Source organism: Streptomyces sp. NPDC059371 (assembly GCF_042751995.1).
Classification (GTDB): domain Bacteria; phylum Actinomycetota; class Actinomycetes; order Streptomycetales; family Streptomycetaceae; genus Streptomyces.
This window is the reverse complement of the sequence record NZ_JBHYXD010000009.1, coordinates 136,871-155,046: the sequence shown is the minus strand read 5'-3', so window position 1 is coordinate 155,046 and position 18,176 is coordinate 136,871. Positions and strand designations below refer to the sequence as shown.

Here is an 18,176-nt window from a genome sequence, read left to right as displayed (position 1 = left end):
GCGCGCTGTGTCGGGGCGTGGGTCTGTGTATCCGCCACCCCCGCGCGCCGCCGCCCGCGCGCCGCCGCGCGCCCCCCCCCCCCCCCCGCCCCGCCCGCCCCCCCCCCCCCCACGCTCCGCGCTCACGTCCTCAGCTTCATGATCGAGGACCGTGTGAACCCTGTGCGCCGCGTGATCCGGACCGTGCTGTCCGCCGAGGCGGCCGCCGTCGCCGACCTCCACGCCCGGGCCCGGGCGACCTATTACCCGGACGGGGTGCCGCGGGACGGAACCGACTGGCTCGCCGCCTGGCGGGGCGCCATCGAGCGCCCCGACGGCCACGTGCTGTGCCTCGTGCAGGACGGCAGGATCGCGGGCATCGCCTCCTTCCGTACGGACGAGGGCGCGCCCGCCGACACGGTCAAGCTCTTCCAGTTCCATGTCGACCCCGGCCACTGGCGGGCCGGAATCGGGGCGGAGCTGCACGCGGCCTGCGTGGAGGAGTGGCAGGCGGACGGGAAACGCACGGCGACCCTCGACGTGCACACCGACAACCTGCGCGCCCAGGCCTTCTACGCCCGCCTGGGCTGGGTCCCGGATCCGGGGAACCCGCCCGAGGAGGGTGATCACCACCTGTATCTGCGGTACGCGGTGGCCGGGGAATGACCCGAGCCGCTTGAATGTTCACCTAATGACGTCCCCGGAGGGTGTCCCGTATCCGCACGACCTGGAGAGAGCCGAAGAATGCGCGTCGAGATCTGGTCCGACATCGCCTGCCCCTGGTGCTATGTCGGAAAGGCCCGTTTCGAGAAGGCGCTCGACGCCTTCCCGCACCGTGACGAGGTCGAGGTCGTGCACCGGTCCTTCGAGCTGGACCCCGGCCGCGCCAAGGGCGACATCCAGCCCGTGATCACGATGCTCACCAAGAAGTACGGCATGAGCGAGGAGCAGGCGCAGGCGGGCGAGGAGAACCTCGGCACGCAGGCCGCCGCCGAGGGCCTCGCGTACCGCACCCGGGACCGGGACCACGGCAACACCTTCGACATGCACCGCCTGCTGCACCTCGCCAAGGCGCGGGGCCGCCAGGACGAACTGATCGGCCGGTTCTACGAGGCCAACTTCGCGGACGAGCGGACCGTCTTCGGTGACGACGAGCGGCTCGTGGAGCTGGCCGTCGCCGCCGGGCTCGACGCCGACGAGGCCCGCGGGGTGCTCGCCGACCCGGCCGCCTACGCCGACGACGTCCGTGCCGACGAGCGCGAGGCCGCCGAGCTGGGCGCGAACGGCGTCCCCTTCTTCGTGCTGGACCGCACGTACGGGGTCTCCGGCGCACAGCCCGCCGAGGTCTTCGCACAGGCGCTGTCCCAGGCCTGGGGCGAGCGTCCGGGGCTCACGCTGATCCAGGACGAGGCCGGCGACGCCGAGGCCTGTGGCCCGGACGGCTGCGCCGTCCCGCAGAACTGACCCGCGCGGGAGAGGGGCCCCGGCGGCGGAAGACGCAGGTCGGGGCCCATTCATAAGCGCTGCTTGGGGAAACCGCGTAAAAGCTCGCAATGGACTTGGGCACCGTCCGGGCCCACAGTGGTCCCATGGAGACCTTCGAGACCCTCGTCCGCGCCGAGTTCGCCCCGAAGAACACCTTTCTGAACACCGCGAGCACCGGCCTGCTCCCCGCCCGTACCGTCGCCGCCCTGCACGAGGCGGTGGCTCTGCGGGCCGAGGGCAGGCCGATCGACTCTCTCTTCGAGGACGTCGAGCTGGCCCGCGCCTCCTTCGCCCGGCTGGCCGGTGTCCCGGCCGCCCGGGTCGCCGCCGGCCCGTCCGTCGCCGCCCAGACCGCGCTGATCGCGGCCGGGCTGGCCCCGGGGTCCGAAGTCCTCACCGCCGAGGACGACTTCACCTCCGTGCTGAACCCGTTCCACGTCCGCGGCGACCTGAAGGTGCGCGCCGTACCGCTGGAGCGGCTCGCCGAGTCCGTGCGGCCCGGCACGGCGCTCGTCGCGGTCAGCGCCGCACAGTCCGCCGACGGCCGCATCGCCGACCTGCCGGCGCTGCGCGAGGCGGCCCGTGCCCACGGGGCGCGCACCTACGTCGACTTCTCCCAGGCGGCGGGCTGGCTGCCCATCGACGCCGACGGCTACGACTTCACCGTGTGCACCACCTTCAAGTGGCTGCTGGGCCCGCACGGTGCGGCCTTCCTCGTGGTGCCCGAGGACTTCGGCGGGCTCACCCCGCTGAACGCGGGCTGGGTCGCCGCGGAGCGGCCCTGGGACTCCTGCTACGGCCCGGTGCAGGAACTCGCCCACTCCGCCCGCCGCTTCGACGTCAGCCCCGCCCTGTTCACCTACGCCGGGGTGCGCCACTCCCTCGCCCTGATCGAGGAACTCGGTGTGGACGCCGTGCACGAGCACGACCTGGCCCTCGCCGAACGCTTCCGCGCGGGGCTGGCCGCGCTGGACCACGAGGCGCTGCCCGCGCCGGGCTCCGCCATCGTCTCCGTGCCCGGACTCGGCCACCGGCAGGGCGAGTTGAGCCGGGCCGGCATCGAGGTGTCCAACCGCTCGGGCAATCTGCGGGCGTCGTTCCACCTCTACAACACGCCCCCCGACGTCGACCGCCTCCTGGACGTGCTGGCCGGCTGACACGGCGGACGGCCCCGGGGAGCACACGCTCCCGGGGCCGGTCTCCCGCTCACCCCGCCGGAGGGATCACCGCACCGGCGTGAAGTCCCGTGCCCCGATGAACTCCGGCCTGCGCACGGGCGCCGCGAACGGCTCCACCGCCGCGTTCTCCACGCTGTTGAACACGATGAAGACGTTGCTGCGCGGGAACGGGGTGATGTTGTCCCCCGAGCCGTGCATGCAGTTGCAGTCGAACCAGGTCGCCGAACCCGCCCTGCCCGTGAAGAGCTTGATGCCGTGCCGGCTCGCCAGGCCGGTGAGCGCCTCGTCGGAGGGGGTCCCGGCGTCCTGCATCTGGAGCGACTTCTTGTAGTTGTCCTTCGGCGTGGCCCCCGCGCACCCGAGGAACGTCCTGTGCGACCCCGGCATGATCATGAGGCCGCCGTTGGTGTCGTGGTTCTCGGTCAGCGCGATCGAGACGGACACGGTCCGCATGTTGGGCAGACCGTCCTCCGCGTGCCAGGTCTCGAAGTCCGAGTGCCAGTAGAAGCCGCTGGCCCCGAAGCCCGGCTTGACGTTGATCCGCGACTGATGGACGTACACGTCCGAGCCGAGGATCTGCCGGGCCCGGCCGACGACGCGCTCGTCGCGCACGAGACGGGCGAAGACCTCGCTGATCCGGTGCACCTCGAAGACGGACCGGATCTCCTGCGTTCTCGGTTCGACGATCGAGCGCTCGTCGGCGCGGACCGCCGGGTCGGTGACGAGCCGTTCCAGCTCCTGGTGGTAGACGGCGACCTCGTCCTCGCCGATGAGCCGCTCGACGGGGAGGAAGCCGTCACGCTCGTAGGAGTGCAGGTCGGAGACCGAGATCGGGCCGGGTTCGTCCGGCGCGCCCCAGACGACCGGGTCCTGGCGGGGCGCGGCCACTTCGGTGGCGGCGCGGCTGGGGTACAGATCGGTGAGTGTGGTCATCGGTGTGTCACACCTCCTCGGGTTCGGTGAGCAGGGGGTAGACGCCGTTCTCGTCGTGGTCCTCCCGTCCGGTGACGGGCGGGTTGAAGACGCAGACGCACCGGAAGTCGGTCCTCGGGCGCAGGGTGTGGCGCTCGTGACCGTTCAGCAGGTACATCGTCCCCGGCGCGATCCAGTGCTTCTCGCCGGTCTCGTGATCGGTGAGTTCGGCCTCGCCCTCGACGCACAGCACGGCCTCGATGTGGTTCGCGTACCACATCGACGTCTCCGTGCCCGCGTACAGGATCGTCTCGTGCAGGGAGAAGCCGACCTTCTCCTTGGCGAGGACGATGCGCTTGCTCTCCCAGGTGCCGGACGCGGCCTTCACATGCCGGTCGGTGCCCTCGAGTTCCTTGAACGAACGGACTATCACGGTGGTGCGCCACCTCTCTCTCGTGCCTGTCGTGCCTGTCGTGCTTCCCGTGCTGCTCGCGGTGCTCGTGCTGCTCGTGCTTCCCGCCGGTATCCCGGAGAGCGGCGGGCTCAGACGGTCTCGCGGACGGCGCGTTCGAGGGTGCGCAGGCCCTCGTCGAGTTCGTCGGGCGTGATGGTCAGGGCGGGCAGCAGTTTCAGGACCTCGCTCTCCGGTCCCGACGTCTCGACGAGCAGCCCGAGTTCGAAGGCGCGACGGGCGATCCGTGCGGCGCGGGCCTTGTCCTTGAACTCGATGCCCCAGACGAGTCCGCGGCCGCGGTACTCCTTGACGTGGGCGAGGTTCTCCTCGGTGATGGAGATCAGCGCCTGTTCGATCTGCTCGCCGCGGGCGCGGGTCTGTTTCTCCATGGCGGACCCGTCGGCCCAGTAGGCCTCCAGGGCGGCGGTGGCCGTGACGAACGCCGGGTTGTTGCCGCGGAAGGTGCCGTTGTGCTCGCCCGGCTCCCAGATGTCCAGCTCGGGCTTGAACAGGCACAGCGACATCGGCAGCCCGTACCCGCTGATGGACTTGGACACGGTCACGATGTCGGGCACGATCCCCGCCTCCTCGAAGGAGAAGAACGCGCCGGTCCGCCCGCAGCCCATCTGGATGTCGTCGACGATCAGCAGCATGTCGCGACGCGCGCACAGGTCCGCCAGGGCGCGCAGCCACTCGGGCCGCGCGACGTTGATGCCGCCCTCGCCCTGCACGGTCTCGACGATCACCGCGGCGGGCTGGTTGAGGCCGGATCCCTGGTCCTCCAGGAGCCGTTCGAACCACAGGAAGTCCGGGACCTGCCCGTCGAAGTAGTTGTCGAACGGCATCGGGGTGCCGTGCACCAGCGGGACGCCGGCCCCCGCCCGCTTGAAGGCGTTGCCCGTCACGGCGAGCGAGCCGAGCGACATCCCGTGGAACGCGTTGGTGAACGACACGATCGCCTCGCGCCCCTTCACCTTCCGCGCGAGCTTCAGCGCCGACTCGACGGCGTTGGTGCCGGTCGGGCCGGGGAACATCACCTTGTACGGCAGGTCGCGCGGCCGCAGCACCAGGTTCTGGAAGGCCTCCAGGAAACCGCGCTTGGCGGCCGTCGACATGTCGAGCCCGTGGGTGACGCCGTCGCGCTCCAGGTAGTCGATCAGGGCCCGTTTGAGCACGGGGTTGTTGTGTCCGTAGTTCAGCGACCCGGCACCGGCGAAGAAGTCCAGGTACGCGTGCCCGTCCTCGTCATACATGAGGCTGCCGCGGGCCCGGTCGAAGACGGTGGGCCAGTTGCGGCAGTAGCTGCGCACCTCCGACTCCAGGGTCTCGAAGACGCTCAGGTCGGGCTGGGTGATGGTCAAGGGGATTCGCTCCTCGAAGCTTGTGGGGGGGGGAGGGGAGGAAGGAGGGGATCAGCCGGGGAACGGGCCGATGCGGTAGAGCACTTCGGGGTCGTGCGGCCCGTCGGGGAACTGCCCCGTCTCGAACAGCACCTCGCGCTCGACGGAGGCGCCATGACGTCGTGCGTACGACGTGAACAGGCGCTCGGAGGCGGTGTTGCCCGGAGTGATGGTGGTCTCGACGGCGGAGAGTCCGCGTTCGGCAGCCACTCGTGCGGTCAGCCCGTCGAGGAGGCGCGCGGCCAGTCCGCGGCCGCGGTGCGCCGCGTCGACGGCCACCTGCCACACGAGGAGGGTCCCCGGACGCTCGGGGCGCACGTAGGCGGTGACGAAACCGACGGGCCGCCCGTCGGCGTCCCGTGCCACCACCGAGGTGCCGGCGAAGTCACGGCACCACAGGAGGTAGCTGTAGGAGGAGTTCAGGTCGAGGGTCCGGGAGTCCTTGGCGATACGCCAGAGGGCGGCCCCGTCGGCCACCTCCGGACGGTCGATCCGAAGGCCATCCGGCATTTCCAGAAATTCCGCTGACAGGTCTGCTTGGGCGACGGTCATGCGGCTTGAATTTACCGACGGAAAGTTCAGATTGCATCGTCGGGCGGGGTTACGGACGGTGTGCTCATGTGTTATCACGCGCCCGTGAAAGACCCCCGAAGATGGTGCCTTTATCGGTTGATTTGCCCGGAAAATTCCACAGGAAACGGGCGCCCTGTGGAGTGTGTCACAGGGGTGAAATGTGTACGAGGTCTCCCCGAATCGCGCCTGTTCGTGTTCGCGAAATCTTTGCGTTTGGCGACAGGAAAAGCGGGCAGAAGGATGCGGGAAGCTGTATCGATGGAATTCGGATCCGAATTGACGGCAGGATAAGGGCGGGGGAAGGAATTGCAATTCCCGCGGTATCGCCGTCCGGGATCCCGGGGGCTCCCCGGTCGGGCGAAGGCGCGGACGCCTCCGTCCGTCGGTCCGGTGAAGGCGCGGACGTCCCCGTCCGTCGGTCCGGTGAAGGCGCGGACGCCTCCGCCCCCCGGTCCGGTGAAGGTGCGGACGCCCCGGTCCGTCGGACCGGTGAAGGCCCGGACGCCCTCGCCGGTCCCTCGGGAGCCGGTCCCATCACCGGCCCCCTCCGCGTCCTCCGCGCCCTCCGGGTCAGTCCCAGGCCAGGGCCACGGCCCGGCGCGCCCCCTCCAGGTCCACCGTCCGGCCGGACTCGGCCAGCGCCGCGCCGAGCGCCGCGAGGCTGGAGTGGACGGCGCCCCGGGTGGCGTCGGGGCCGTAGTGGTTCACGCGGATCATCGACTGCGCGAGCGCGCCGCCGCCCGCGGCGAGCGGCAGCGCGGGATCCGCGGCCAGCGCCTTCGCGACCACCGCGGACGCGTCCACGTTCTCGGGCACCCGCAGGGTGGTGGCGACGGGCGCCGCGTCGGAGGCGGCGTCCACGTACGGCGCCAGACCGCCGCCGAGGGCCACCGCTCCCGCCCGGGTGGCCGCGGCGGCCGAGGCGTGACGGGCCATCACCGCGTCCAGGCCCTCGCCCTCGATCCGCTCGACGCACGCCTCCAGCGCCAGCATCTCCAACTGCGCCGGGGCGTGCAGCAGCGCCGTGCGGCCGCCGTCGATCCAGCGCTCCTTCCAGTCGAGGAGCGAGAGGTACGAGCGGCGCGGCGCGCCGGGGTTCGCGGCCATCCGCGCCCACGCCCGCTCGCTCACCGACACCGCCGACACGCCGGCGGGACCGCCCATCGCCTTCTGCGCCCCGATCACGCACAGATCGACGCCCCAGGCGTCCGGCAGCACCGGCTCGGCGCCGATCGACGCGACGGCGTCCAGATAGAAGAGCGCGCCGTGCTCGCGTACGACCTCGCCGATCTCCGCCACCGGGTTGGTGTTCCCGGTGGCGGCCTCGGCGTGCACGAGCGACACGAAGTCGATCGACGGGTGCTCGGCGAAGGCCTCGCGGATCTGCGCGGCGGTGACCGCGGTGTGGAACGGCACCGCCAGATCGATCACGGTGGCGCCGCAGTCCCGCAGCCAGTTGCCGAACGTCTGGCCGTAGGGGCCGGTGATGACGTTCAGGGCGGTGGTGCCGGGACCGGCCGTACCCCGGATGGCCCCTTCCAGGGGAAGCAGCGCCTCGCCCTGCATGATCACGACGTCCTGCTCGGTGCCGAGCAGCCGGGCGACACGGTCCTCGATCGACGCGAAGTGCGCGGCGCTCAGCGGGGCGAGGTCCAGGAACGGGTGTGTCACGGCGGTGCTCTCTTCACTCATGGGGTACAGGTGACGAGATTAGCTGTCGTGCCCTCGTCCCCGCCCACTGGTGACTTCTTAGGTCGAGTGGCCCCGTAGCCATCGGTTTGATTTGAGAGCCTCAAACATCTCCTTATAATCGGAACCCACAGTTCCCTGACAGGAAGGCCCGCCGTGAACACCCTCTCCGGCCGCCGGACCCGAGTCCTGGCCGCCATCACCCTGACGGCAGGGCTGACGCTCGTGGCCGCCTGCACCTCCAGCGGCGACGGCGGCAGCGGCTCCAAGACCGCGTCCGGCGGGGTCCAGCTCGTCAAGGCGGGGCAGCTCACCACGTGCACCCACCTGCCGTACCCGCCCTTCCAGTCGGAGATCGACGGCAAGGTGCAGGGCTTCGACGTGTCGCTGATCGACCTCGTCGCCGCGGACCTGGGCGTGAAGCAGGCGATCGTCGACACCCCCTTCGAGAACTTCAAGACGGGCGCCTTCCTCAACTCCGAGCAGTGCGACCTCGCCGCGGCCGGTATGACGATCACCGAGGAGCGCAAGAAGAACGTCGACTTCTCCGACCCGTACTTCAACGCCACCCAGGGCGTGCTGGTCGACAAGAAGAGCGGCATCACCTCGCTGGCCGACGTCAAGGCGAAGGGCAAGAAGCTCGGCGCCCAGGCACAGACCACCGGCGAGGACTACGCGAAGCAGCAGGGCTTCGACCCGGTCTCCTTCGAGTCCTCCGACGCGGTCCTCAGCGGACTGCGCAGCGGTCAGGTGCAGGCCGTCGTCATCGACTACCCGGTCGTCCAGGGCTGGCTGAAGGACAAGGCCAACGCCGACGCCTTCAAGGTGGTCGACAACCTCAGCACCGGTGAGCAGTACGGCTTCACCGTGAAGAAGGGCAACGCCAAGCTCCTCGCCGCCATCAACAAGGCCATCGCGGACGCCAAGGCCGACGGCACGTACAAGAAGCTCTACGAGAAGTGGATCGGCCCGTACGACGCGGCCGCGGCCTCCGCCTCCCCGTCCGCCTCATGAGTGGTGCCGACACGCCCCTCCAGCCCCGCAGGTCCGGCCTGAGCCGGCGCCAGAAGCGCCAGATCTCACGCGGTGTGCAGTACGTCGTCTTCGTCGCCGTCGTGATCGCCTTCGCGGTCACGGCGGACTGGGGCCGTCTGCAGAACCAGTTCTTCCAGTGGGACCTGGTCAAGCAGATGTTCCCGGACGTCATCACGCTGGCGCTGAAGAACACCGTCCTCTACACGACGTCCGGCTTCGCCGTCGGTCTCGTGCTGGGCATCGTCATCGCCCTGATGCGTCTGTCCTCGGTGGGTCCCTACCGCTGGTTCGCCGGAATCTACATCGAGGTCTTCCGCGGTCTGCCCGCCCTGATGATCTTCATCTTCGTGGGCGTCGCGGTACCGCTCGCGTTCCCGGGCACGGAGATCATCGGCGGAACGTACGGAAAGGTCGCCCTCGCGCTCGGTCTGGTGGGGGCCGCGTACATGGCCGAGACCTTCCGGGCGGGCATCCAGGCCGTGCCCAAGGGGCAGATGGAGGCGGCCCGTTCGCTGGGCTTCTCGCACGCGCGGGCGATGGTCTCGATCGTCGTCCCGCAGGCGTTCCGGATCATCGTCCCGCCGCTCACCAACGAACTCGTGACCCTCTTCAAGGACTCCTCGCTGGTGCTGTTCCTGGGTGTCACCCTGGAGGAGCGCGAACTGTCCAAGTACGGCCGCGACCTGGCCAGCACGACCGCCAACTCCACGCCGATCCTGGTCGCGGGTCTGTGCTACCTGCTCGTCACGATCCCGCTCGGCTTCGTCGCGCGACGCCTTGAGGCGCAGCAGAAGGAGGCCACGAAGTGAGCACACCCGAGATCCAGGTGAAGGACCTGCACAAGTCCTTCGGTGACAACGAGGTGCTGCGCGGGATCGACCTGGAGATCGGCCAGGGCGAGGTCGTCTGTGTGATCGGCCCGTCCGGCTCCGGCAAGTCGACGCTGCTGCGCTGTGTGAACCTCCTGGAGGAACCCACCAAGGGTCAGGTGTTCGTGGGCGGTACGGAGGTCACGGACCCCGACGTCGACATCGACGCCGTACGCCGCCGTATCGGCATGGTGTTCCAGCAGTTCAACCTCTTCCCCCATCTGTCGGTGACCGGGAACCTCACGCTGCCGCAGCGCCGGGTGCTCGGCCGGGACAAGGCGGAGGCGGCCCGGACCGCCGCCGAGAACCTCGCCCGGGTGGGGCTCGCGGAGAAGGCCGACGCCTATCCGGCCTCCCTCTCCGGAGGCCAGCAGCAGCGCGTCGCGATCGCCCGCGCGCTCGCCATGGGACCCGACGTGATGCTCTTCGACGAGCCGACCTCCGCGCTCGACCCCGAGCTCGTCGGCGACGTCCTCGCCGTCATGCGGATGCTCGCCGACGAGGGCATGACGATGATGGTCGTCACCCACGAGATGACCTTCGCGCGTGAGGTCGCCGACCGGGTCGTCTTCATGGACGGCGGTGTGATCGTCGAGGACGGCGCCCCGGCGCAGGTCATCGGCAACCCGGCCAACGAGCGTACCCGGCACTTCCTGTCCCGGCTGCTCGACCCGGCGATGGCGGACGTTCCCGAGGGGGCGCCGGACCGGCAGGCCGGAAACAGGACAGGGCGGGCCGAGGACGGGGAGCCGCCTCACTAAGGTGCCGTGCATGAGCGATCACCCGGTACTGCACGTGAAGGGGCGGGTCCTCGTCGGGCCCGACGACGTCCGCGACGAGCTGTGGATCGTCGGCGGCAGGATCTCGTACGAGCGCCCCGCCGGCGCCCGTGACGTCCGCACCGTCGAGGGCTGGGCGCTGCCCGGCCTGGTCGACGCGCACTGCCATGTCGGGCTCGACGCCCACGGCCCGGTCCCGGCGGACGTCTCCGAGAAGCAGGCGCTGACCGACCGCGACGCCGGCACCCTCCTCGTCCGGGACGCCGGCTCGCCCTCCGACACCCGCTGGATCGACGACCGCGACGACCTCCCGAAGATCATCCGCGCGGGCCGGCACATCGCCCGCACCCGCCGCTACATCCGCAACTACGCCCACGAGATCGAGCCGGAGGACCTGGTCGCCTACGTCGCCCGGGAGGCCCGGCGCGGTGACGGCTGGGTCAAGCTCGTGGGGGACTGGATCGACCGCGGCACCGGCGACCTGAGCGCCTGCTGGCCGCGCGAGGCCGTCGAGGCGGCGATCACCGAGGCGCACCGGCTCGGCGCCCGGGTCACCGCGCACTGCTTCGCCGAGGACTCGCTCCGGGACCTGGTCGAGGCGGGCATCGACTGCGTCGAGCACGCCACCGGCCTCACCGAGGACACCGTCCCGCTCTTCGCCGAGCGAGGGGTCGCCATCGTCCCGACCCTCGTGAACATCGCCACCTTCCCGCGGCTCGCGGCCGGCGGCGAGGCCAGGTACCCCCAGTGGTCGGCGCACATGCGGCGGCTGCACGAACGCCGCTACGACACCGTGCGCGCCGCGTACGACGCCGGAATCCCCGTCTACGTCGGCACCGACGCGGGCGGCTCCCTCGCGCACGGCCTCGTCGCGGCCGAGGTCGCCGAGCTCGTCACCGCCGGCATCCCGCCCGTCGAGGCGCTCTCCGCCACCACCTGGGGCGCCAGGCGCTGGCTCGGACGGCCCGGACTCGACGAGGGGGCGCCGGCGGACCTCGTGGTCTACGACGGGGACCCGCGCCACGACGTACGGGTCCTGGCGGATCCGCGAAGGGTGGTCCTCAACGGGCGGATCGTCGGCTGACGCGGGCGGGGCGGACGTGCTGGAGGTCTTGGACTGCTGACGCGGGCGCGGTTGACGGAGCGTGACGACCGGGGTGGCGCGCTCGTTGAGCACCATCTGGTGCGCTCCGGCGCGTCACCCCGTCGTCAACCGGCGCGTCAACCAGCGCGTTCATCCAGGGACGTTGGGCGAGTGACGGCAGAGAACGGCTGTGCCCATGGATTCGAAGACATGCGCGGAAACCCCACGATGGAGTGAACTCACGTCAGGTGCCTGACTGTTCACTCTCGGTGCGTAATTCTTTCCGGGTCCCAGGCTTTCTCCTAGGGGGGTCCCACCCTTGAACAGCATCGACCACCGCATGCCCGCACGCCGTCTCGCCGTCACCGCGGCCGCCACCGTCCTCGCCGCGGGTCCCACCGCGCTGGCCGGCGCGGGCTCCGCCCACGCGACCGGTGACCACGGCCGCGCGAGCGCCGTCGTGCTCCGCACCGGACTCGACGTGTCCCTCCTCAAGAAGACCGTGAACGTCCCGCTCGCGGTCTCCCTGAACGAGGTGCAGGCACCGCAGAGTGCCGAGAAGACCGCGCTCACCGCCCAGTTGGACGGCGTCGACCACGGACGTCCGTTCAGCGTGCTGCGCGCCGAAGTCGCCACCGCCGAGGCCACCGTCTCCGCGGAGAAGGCCGAGGGCTCGACCCGTCTCGCGCACGCCGCCGTCCACGTCCCGGGGCTGCCGCTGCTCTCACTCATCGAGGTCCAGGAAGTGACCTCGAAGGCGACCTGCGAGGCGGGCAAGAAGCCCGTCGCCACCGCGAACCTGCTGGGATCCGTCACCGTTCTCGGCAAGAAGGTCACCCTGACGACGGGCGGCCCGACGCATGTGAAGGTCCCCGGCGTCGGTGAGGTGCGGCTCGACCTCTCCAGGACCGAGACCACGTCCCGTACGGCCGCCGCCACCGCACTCGAACTGAACGTGTCCGTCGACCCGTTGAAGCTGGGTGTGGCCGAGGTGGAGGGCACGGTCACCCTGGCGAAGGCCACCTGCGAGGCGCCGGCCGCGCCCGCTCGGGAGGCCGCGCCGGACAGTCCCTCGGCGACCCCGGCCAGTCCCTCGGCGGCCGCCGCCGAGCCTACGGCCGAGGCGAGCCCGCAGGGCGGTCGCGAGGAGGGCGGCCTCGCCGAGACCGGGAGCAGTTCGATGACGCCGTACCTGGCGGGCGGCGCGGCGGCCCTGCTCGCCGCGGGCGCCGGAGCGGTCACCCTCTCCCGCCGCCGCAGGGGCTGACGCCCGCTGTTCTCCCCGGCGTCGGAGACGCTGAACGGGCCGGGCCCGCCCGGGGGTTCGGAGTTCGGGGGTTTGAGGAACGGGGGGGCTCGGGGCCCGGTCGCTCAGGCCGAGGAGGACGTCCGCGGCGGCTCCGGGCGCGGGCCGGGTGGGGGCGGCGGGGGCTGCCGGGGCGGAACGATTCCCGTGCCGCCGGCGCCGCCGTCCCCGGCGACGGTCATCGCCCGGTCCACGGCCTGGAGGAACCGGTTGACCGTCGTCCGGTCCCGTACCGCGATCCGCAGCCAGTCGTCGCCGAGCCCGGGAAACGTGTCCCCGCGCCGCACCGCGAACCCGAGACCGCGCAGCGCGCGGCGCACGCCGGCGGCCCGCGGCAGCCGGACCAGTACGAAGGAGCCCTCGGCCGGCTCCACCACCCGCAGCCCGTCGGTGCAGGCGAACTCCCGCAGCCCCGCGACCAGATGGTCCCGGTCCTTGGCGATCCGCCGTGCCGCGTGCGCCGCCTCCGCGAGCGCCTGCGCGGACACGCACGCCTCCGCCGCCGCGAGCGCGGGCGTGGACACCGGCCAGAGCGGCTGGGCACGCTCCAGCCGGGCGATCGTCCCGGGTTCGGCGAGCACGTATCCGATCCGCAGCCCCGCGAGACCCCACGTCTTCGTGAGACTGCGCAGCACGACGAGACCGGGTACGTCCGTCCGCCCGGCCAGCGACTCGCGCTCGCCCGGCACCGCGTCCATGAACGCCTCGTCGACCACCAGCACCCGCCCGGGACGGGCCAGTGCGGCGACCGTCCCGGCCGGGTGCAGCACCGAGGTCGGATTGGTCGGATTGCCGATCACGACGAGATCGGCGTCCTCGGGGACGGCGGCCGGATCGAGCCGGAAGTCGTCCTCCTCACGCAGCAGCACGCGGCCCACCGTGTGGCCGGCGTCCCGCAGCGCGGCCTCGGGCTCCGTGAACTGCGGATGCACGACGACCGGCCGGCGCACCTCCAGGCCACGCGCGAGCAGCACGAACGCCTCGGCCGCGCCCGCCGTGAGCAGCACCCGCTCCACCGGCAGCCCGTGCCGCGCCGCCACCGCCGCCCGCGCGGCCCGCCCGTCCGGGTAGGCCGCGAGGGACGGCAGTGACGCGGCGATCCGGTCCAGCAGCCACGCGGGCGGGGTGTCCGCCCGGACGTTCACGGCCAGATCGGTCAGCTTGGAACCGTCGTCGCGCACCTCGGCGTCCCCGTGGTGCCGCAGATCGTGCCCGCCCTCGGCGGCCTGGTCAGTGGGCATGGGAATGCGTGTGTCCCCCGTGATGGTGGTGCCCGTGTCCGTCATGCCGGCCGTCGTCGTCCGGGTGGAAGTGCGGCTGCTGGGGCAGCCCCACCTTGTCCTCGAAGCCGGGCAGCGCGATCCGGTACACGCAGGAGTCGCAGTTCATCCGCAGATCGCCCGCGACGGCCTCACGGTAGCGCTCCATGACCAGGTCGAGCAGCTCGGGTTCGGGACCGATGACCTCGGCGGACCCCACCTCGACCCCGGGGTGCGCGGCGGCCCAGTCCTCCGTCTGCCGCCGCACCCGGTCCGGGAGGATGCCCGTGAACAGGAAGTAGGGCAGGACCACGATCCTGCGCGCGCCCAGCTTCACACAGCGGTCGAGGCCCGAGGGCACGTCCGGCGCGGCCAGGGACACGAACGCGGTCTCGACGCCCGCGTACCCCCGGCCCTCCCACAGCAGCCGCGCCGCCTTGTGCACCTCGGCGTTGGCGTCCGGGTCGGTGGACCCGCGGCCCACGAGCAGCACGGTCACCTCGGCCCGCTCCTCGGGGGTCGTGACGCTGTCGCCGAGGACCTCGTCCAGCCGCCGCTCCAGCACGGCGAGCAGCGAGGGATGCGGGCCCAGCGGACGCCCGTACGTGTAGGAGATCCCGGGGTGCCGCTCCTTCTCGCGGGCCAGCGCCGCCGGGATGTCGCCCTTGGCGTGCCCGGCGGACACCAGCATCAGCGGTACGGCGGCGAAACGCCGGACGCCCTGTCCGACGAGTTCGCCGACCGCATCGCCGAGCGGCGGCGGCGACAGCTCGATGAACCCGCCGGCGACGGGCAGTTCGGGATGGCGGCTGCCGAGCTCCCGTACGAAGGAACGGAAGGCCTCGGCTCCGGCCTCGTCCCGGGTGCCGTGTCCGGCGATGAGCAGCGCGGGGGGAGGGGTGGTCACGATGTCTCCTTGGCGGCAGCGTCGGCCGCGGCTGATCTCGAGGCCTGGTGGGCCTCAGCGGTTGTCGGGGCCCGGTCGGTCCGAGCCGTCTGGAGGGCCGGGTCGGCCCGAGCGGTCTTCTTGAGGGCCGGGCCGGCCCGAGAGGTCTTCTCCGTGGCCGGGTCGGCCCGCGGAGCGGAGGGGTGCGGCGGGACGCCGACGGGCTCCCGCCCGGCGCCGGGCGCGGCCCGGAGTCCGGGCAGGGCCTGGGGTTCGGGCAGTGCCCGGAGTCCGGGCAGGGCCTGGTTCACTCGGCTCACTCGGCCTCCTTCTGCCAGCGGTAGCCGCGCGGGGTCACCATGCGCCCGGCGATCTCGCGCGTCGCCGTGTTGCCCACGGTCACCACGGTCATCATGTCGACGATTGCCGGATCCAGGGACCCCAGCGTCGTGACCCGGCTCGACTCGTCCGGACGGGAGGCGTTGCGCACCACACCCACCGGTGTCGTCGGCTCCCGGTGCTCCGCGAGGAGCGCGAGGGCCTTGGGGAGCTGCCAGTCACGGCCCCGGCTGCGCGGGTTGTAGAAGGTCACGACGATGTCGGCCTCGGCCGCCGCGCGCACCCGGCGCTCGATGACCTCCCACGGCGTGTGCAGGTCGGACAGGCTGATCGACACATGGTCGTGGCCGAGCGGCGCGCCGAGGATCGCCCCGGCCGCGAGCGCCGCGGTCACCCCCGGCACCCCGACCACGTCGATGTCGTCGGACGCCTCGGCCAGCGCGGGCGAGGCCATCGCGTACACGCCCGCGTCGCCGCTGCCGATCAGCGCGACGGCCTGTCCGCGGCGCGCCTCGGCGACCGCCGTGCGCGCCCGCTCCTCCTCGGCGCCGAGCCCCGACTCCAGGATCAGCGTGCCGGGCCGCAGGAGGTCGCGGATCTGGTCGACGTACTGGTCGAGCCCGACGAGCACCGCGGCCCGCCGCAGTTCCGCCGTCGCCCGCGGGGTGAGCAGATCGCGGGCCCCGGGGCCGAGGCCGACGACCGCGAGCCGTCCGCGCGCCGGGCGGCGCACGACCGCGCAGGTCGCCATCGCCGGCTGCCCGTCCGTCCGTACCGACTTCCGCTTGGGTACGAGGAGTTCGCCGCCGCCCAGCAGCGCGGCGGCCTCCGCCACGGACGGCGTTCCCACGGCGGCGAGCGGCGCGTCGGAGGGGTTCGGGACCGCCACCGCCGCCAGTTCCCCGGCGGTGTACGTGACGACCGGGACCCCGAGCCGCCCGGCGGCCCCGACGATGCCGGGCTCCTCGGACTTGGCGTCGACGGTGGCGAGTGCGGCCACCGACCGCACGGAGAGCCCGGCCTCGCGCAGCGTGTGCCGGACGAGCCCGAGGACCTCCTCCACGGGTGCGCCCCGGGAGGCGCCGACACCGACGACGAGGGACGGCGGACGCAGGACGACCTCGCGCGCGGCGGTCTCCCGGACCCGGTCGCTCACCCGGACGACGGCGGCACCCGGCGCCGCCGGACTGCCCACGTTCGGCGGCAGCGCGGGCAGCGGCCAGGGCGACTCCCGCTCCAGCACGACCGGTTCGCCGTCCAGCATGGCCCGCGAGACCCCGGCGAGATCCCCTTCCACCGGCAGACCGAGCGTGTCGAGACCGGGCACGCCCACCGCGTCGGTCGCCGTCGTCACCACCGGCTCCGCGCCGAGCAACTCGCCCACCTCGCGCGCGAGTTCGTTCGCCCCGCCCGCGTGGCCGCCGACCAGCGACACGGCGAACCGTCCCGCCTCGTCGACGCACACCACCCCGGGGTCCGCCCCCTTGTCCGAGAGCAGGGGAGCGACGAGCCGTACGACCGCGCCCGTCGCGAGGAAACACACCAACTGGTCGCACTCCGCGAAGGCCCGCCGCACGGCGTCCGCCACGGGCCCGTCGTACACCTGGGTGCGCGTGGACCAGGCCACGGCGAGCCGGTCACGGGCCGCCGCGCCCGCCGCCGTCGCGGAAATCAGGCCGATCACTGGGAAACTCCTTCGGTACGGGCCGGAGGCCGGACGCCCCACAGCACGAAGACGGGATTGGCCGCCGCGAGCCGGGAGACCCCGCCCGGCAGCGGTGCGAGCCGCGAGGACTGCAACAGGACGCCGTCGCAGGTGAATCCGGCCGAGGTGAGCGCGTCACGGGCGGCCGGCACCCGGTCGAGCGAGGCCATCGCGACGACGACGGCACGCCGGGCGCGGCGCGCGCACTCCGTGACGATCCCGGGCAGTTCACGTCCGCCGCCGCCGATGAAGACGGCGTCCGGATCGTGCGGCTCGTCCAGGCCGGACAGCACGGCGGGCGCGGACCCCCGCACGACCCGTACGTCCACGCCGTGCGCCGCCGCGTTGGCGCGGACGCGCTCGCAGCCGTCCGGGGTCTTCTCGACCGCGGTCACCGCGGCGCCGAACCGCGCGCACTCCACGGCGACGGACCCCGAGCCCGCGCCGATGTCCCAGACCAGGTCGCCGAGCCTCGGTCCGATCCGGGCCAGCGCCAGCGCCCGTACCTCGAACTTGGTGATCATCGAGTCGCGGTGGGCGAACTCGCTCTCGTCCAGGGCCCATCGGCCGGGACCGGCAGGCGGCCCGGCGACGGTCCGGACGGGGGCCAGGGCCCGCGACTCGTCCAGGCACAGCACGACACTGACCGCCGGACCCCAGTCGCGGGCGGCGGCCTCGGCGGGCGTGACCCGCTCGACGTCCTCGTGTTTCGGGTCGCCGAGGGCCCGCGCCACCACCAGGACGCGCTCGGCGTCCGCGTCGGCGAGGGCGGCGCCCAGCTCGGCGGGCCCGGACCCGGGAGCGGTCAGCACCGCCACCTTGGGCCGCGACCGGCAGATCTGGACGGCCGTCCGCAGATCACGCCCGTGCGCGCTGACCACCACGGCGTCGTCCCAGGGAAGGCCGAGCCGGGCGAAGGCGGCCGCCACGGACGAGACTCCGGGCCGGACGTCCAGCCGCGCGTTCCCGAACCGCTCCGCGAGCGCCCGTACGATCCCGAAGAACCCGGGGTCGCCCGACGCGAGGACCACGACCGGACCCTCCGGCGCCCCGGCGTCCGTGTACCGCTCGATGCGGTCCAGGGCCGGCGCCAGCGGTCCGAGCACCACCCGCTCCGCCCGCTCCGGCAGCCGGGCCGCCGCCAGATGCCGACCGGCACCCACGACCAGCCCCGCCCCGGCGAGCGCGGCCCCGGCGTCCGGGGCCGGCGGCGCCCCCGTGCCCGTACCGACGACGGTGATCAC

18 protein-coding genes are annotated in these 18,176 nt (G+C 72.4%); 8 read left to right on the top strand and 10 right to left on the bottom strand.

All coding sequences use genetic code 11. From position 1 onward, the window contains the following. Nucleotides 1-138 precede the first annotated feature (138 nt). From ACFXGX_RS08415 to ACFXGX_RS08405, 3 genes are all read left to right on the top strand, one after another. Nucleotides 139-645: a GNAT family N-acetyltransferase gene (locus ACFXGX_RS08415; protein WP_384786568.1), complete on the top strand. Its 507-nt coding sequence runs from the start codon at nt 139-141 to the stop codon at nt 643-645. Between the two features lie 78 nt (nt 646-723). Continuing rightward, nucleotides 724-1,443: a DsbA family oxidoreductase gene (locus tag ACFXGX_RS08410; protein ID WP_384786565.1), complete on the top strand. Its 720-nt coding sequence runs from the start codon at nt 724-726 to the stop codon at nt 1,441-1,443. A gap of 125 nt (nt 1,444-1,568) precedes the next feature. Beyond that, a complete protein-coding gene (locus tag ACFXGX_RS08405) occupies nt 1,569-2,621 on the top strand; it encodes an aminotransferase class V-fold PLP-dependent enzyme (RefSeq protein WP_384786562.1) in 1,053 nt (350 codons plus the stop codon). 66 nt (nt 2,622-2,687) lie between these two features. Here the strand turns inward: ACFXGX_RS08405 and thpD are convergent, their stop codons facing one another. The 5 genes from thpD to ACFXGX_RS08380 form a co-directional block, all read right to left on the bottom strand. After that, on the bottom strand, nt 2,688-3,575 hold the full coding sequence (gene thpD, locus ACFXGX_RS08400; protein ID WP_384786559.1) for an ectoine hydroxylase: 888 nt from the start codon (nt 3,573-3,575) through the stop codon (nt 2,688-2,690). A 7-nt stretch (nt 3,576-3,582) separates the two neighbouring features. Then, nucleotides 3,583-3,987 (bottom strand): ectoine synthase, encoded by a 405-nt coding sequence (locus tag ACFXGX_RS08395; protein ID WP_384786556.1) that lies wholly within the window; start codon nt 3,985-3,987, stop codon nt 3,583-3,585. Nucleotides 3,988-4,097: 110 nt separating this feature from the next. After that, entirely contained in the window at nt 4,098-5,369 is a 1,272-nt protein-coding gene (gene ectB, locus ACFXGX_RS08390) for a diaminobutyrate--2-oxoglutarate transaminase (RefSeq protein WP_384786554.1), read from the bottom strand. Nucleotides 5,370-5,420: 51 nt separating this feature from the next. Continuing rightward, entirely contained in the window at nt 5,421-5,960 is a 540-nt protein-coding gene (ectA, locus tag ACFXGX_RS08385; protein WP_384786550.1) for a diaminobutyrate acetyltransferase, read from the bottom strand. A gap of 591 nt (nt 5,961-6,551) precedes the next feature. Continuing rightward, on the bottom strand, nt 6,552-7,673 hold the full coding sequence (locus tag ACFXGX_RS08380; RefSeq protein WP_384786546.1) for a pyridoxal-phosphate-dependent aminotransferase family protein: 1,122 nt from the start codon (nt 7,671-7,673) through the stop codon (nt 6,552-6,554). 153 nt (nt 7,674-7,826) lie between these two features. On the opposite strand from ACFXGX_RS08380, the gene ACFXGX_RS08375 reads away from it, so the two are divergent. From ACFXGX_RS08375 to ACFXGX_RS08355, 5 genes are all read left to right on the top strand, one after another. Next, nucleotides 7,827-8,684: a transporter substrate-binding domain-containing protein gene (locus ACFXGX_RS08375; RefSeq protein ID WP_384786543.1), complete on the top strand. Its 858-nt coding sequence runs from the start codon at nt 7,827-7,829 to the stop codon at nt 8,682-8,684. After that, nucleotides 8,681-9,514: an amino acid ABC transporter permease gene (locus ACFXGX_RS08370; protein ID WP_384786540.1), complete on the top strand. Its 834-nt coding sequence runs from the start codon at nt 8,681-8,683 to the stop codon at nt 9,512-9,514. The genes ACFXGX_RS08375 and ACFXGX_RS08370 overlap by 4 nt, the downstream gene beginning before the upstream one ends. Beyond that, nucleotides 9,511-10,335, top strand: coding sequence for an amino acid ABC transporter ATP-binding protein (locus ACFXGX_RS08365; protein ID WP_384786537.1), 825 nt, complete (start codon nt 9,511-9,513; stop codon nt 10,333-10,335). The genes ACFXGX_RS08370 and ACFXGX_RS08365 overlap by 4 nt, the downstream gene beginning before the upstream one ends. Before the next feature lie 10 nt (nt 10,336-10,345). Then, nucleotides 10,346-11,437, top strand: coding sequence for an amidohydrolase family protein (locus ACFXGX_RS08360; protein ID WP_384786534.1), 1,092 nt, complete (start codon nt 10,346-10,348; stop codon nt 11,435-11,437). Nucleotides 11,438-11,756: 319 nt separating this feature from the next. Beyond that, a complete protein-coding gene (locus ACFXGX_RS08355) occupies nt 11,757-12,704 on the top strand; it encodes an SCO1860 family LAETG-anchored protein (protein WP_384786531.1) in 948 nt (315 codons plus the stop codon). 104 nt (nt 12,705-12,808) lie between these two features. Here the strand turns inward: ACFXGX_RS08355 and cobC are convergent, their stop codons facing one another. Genes cobC through cbiE form a run of 5 tightly spaced genes read right to left on the bottom strand, consistent with a single transcriptional unit; the run spans nt 12,809 to nt 18,176 of the window. Then, nucleotides 12,809-13,984: an Rv2231c family pyridoxal phosphate-dependent protein CobC gene (cobC, locus tag ACFXGX_RS08350; RefSeq protein ID WP_384786527.1), complete on the bottom strand. Its 1,176-nt coding sequence runs from the start codon at nt 13,982-13,984 to the stop codon at nt 12,809-12,811. Next, nucleotides 13,974-14,909 (bottom strand): sirohydrochlorin chelatase, encoded by a 936-nt coding sequence (locus tag ACFXGX_RS08345; RefSeq protein ID WP_384786524.1) that lies wholly within the window; start codon nt 14,907-14,909, stop codon nt 13,974-13,976. The genes cobC and ACFXGX_RS08345 overlap by 11 nt, the downstream gene beginning before the upstream one ends. After that, entirely contained in the window at nt 14,906-15,208 is a 303-nt protein-coding gene (locus tag ACFXGX_RS08340; protein ID WP_384786521.1) for a hypothetical protein, read from the bottom strand. Before ACFXGX_RS08340 ends, ACFXGX_RS08345 begins: the two co-directional genes overlap by 4 nt. Then, on the bottom strand, nt 15,205-16,911 hold the full coding sequence (gene cobJ / locus ACFXGX_RS08335) for a precorrin-3B C(17)-methyltransferase (protein ID WP_384786518.1): 1,707 nt from the start codon (nt 16,909-16,911) through the stop codon (nt 15,205-15,207). The genes ACFXGX_RS08340 and cobJ overlap by 4 nt, the downstream gene beginning before the upstream one ends. Further along, nucleotides 16,908-18,176: a precorrin-6y C5,15-methyltransferase (decarboxylating) subunit CbiE gene (gene cbiE / locus ACFXGX_RS08330; RefSeq protein ID WP_384786589.1), complete on the bottom strand. Its 1,269-nt coding sequence runs from the start codon at nt 18,174-18,176 to the stop codon at nt 16,908-16,910. The genes cobJ and cbiE overlap by 4 nt, the downstream gene beginning before the upstream one ends.

Bases quoted from the DNA above. Each gene is read 5' to 3' on its own strand.
- ectA (WP_384786550.1), bottom strand. From the start codon at position 5,960: ATGACCGTCGCCCAAGCAGACCTGTCAGCGGAATTTCTGGAAATGCCG.
- thpD (WP_384786559.1), bottom strand. From the start codon at position 3,575: ATGACCACACTCACCGATCTGTACCCCAGCCGCGCCGCCACCGAAGTG.
- ACFXGX_RS08380 (WP_384786546.1), bottom strand. From the start codon at position 7,673: ATGAGTGAAGAGAGCACCGCCGTGACACACCCGTTCCTGGACCTCGCC.
- ACFXGX_RS08410 (WP_384786565.1), top strand. From the start codon at position 724: ATGCGCGTCGAGATCTGGTCCGACATCGCCTGCCCCTGGTGCTATGTC.
- ACFXGX_RS08415 (WP_384786568.1), top strand. From the start codon at position 139: ATGATCGAGGACCGTGTGAACCCTGTGCGCCGCGTGATCCGGACCGTG.
- cobC (WP_384786527.1), bottom strand. From the start codon at position 13,984: ATGCCCACTGACCAGGCCGCCGAGGGCGGGCACGATCTGCGGCACCAC.
- ACFXGX_RS08360 (WP_384786534.1), top strand. From the start codon at position 10,346: ATGAGCGATCACCCGGTACTGCACGTGAAGGGGCGGGTCCTCGTCGGG.
- ACFXGX_RS08405 (WP_384786562.1), top strand. From the start codon at position 1,569: ATGGAGACCTTCGAGACCCTCGTCCGCGCCGAGTTCGCCCCGAAGAAC.
- ACFXGX_RS08370 (WP_384786540.1), top strand. From the start codon at position 8,681: ATGAGTGGTGCCGACACGCCCCTCCAGCCCCGCAGGTCCGGCCTGAGC.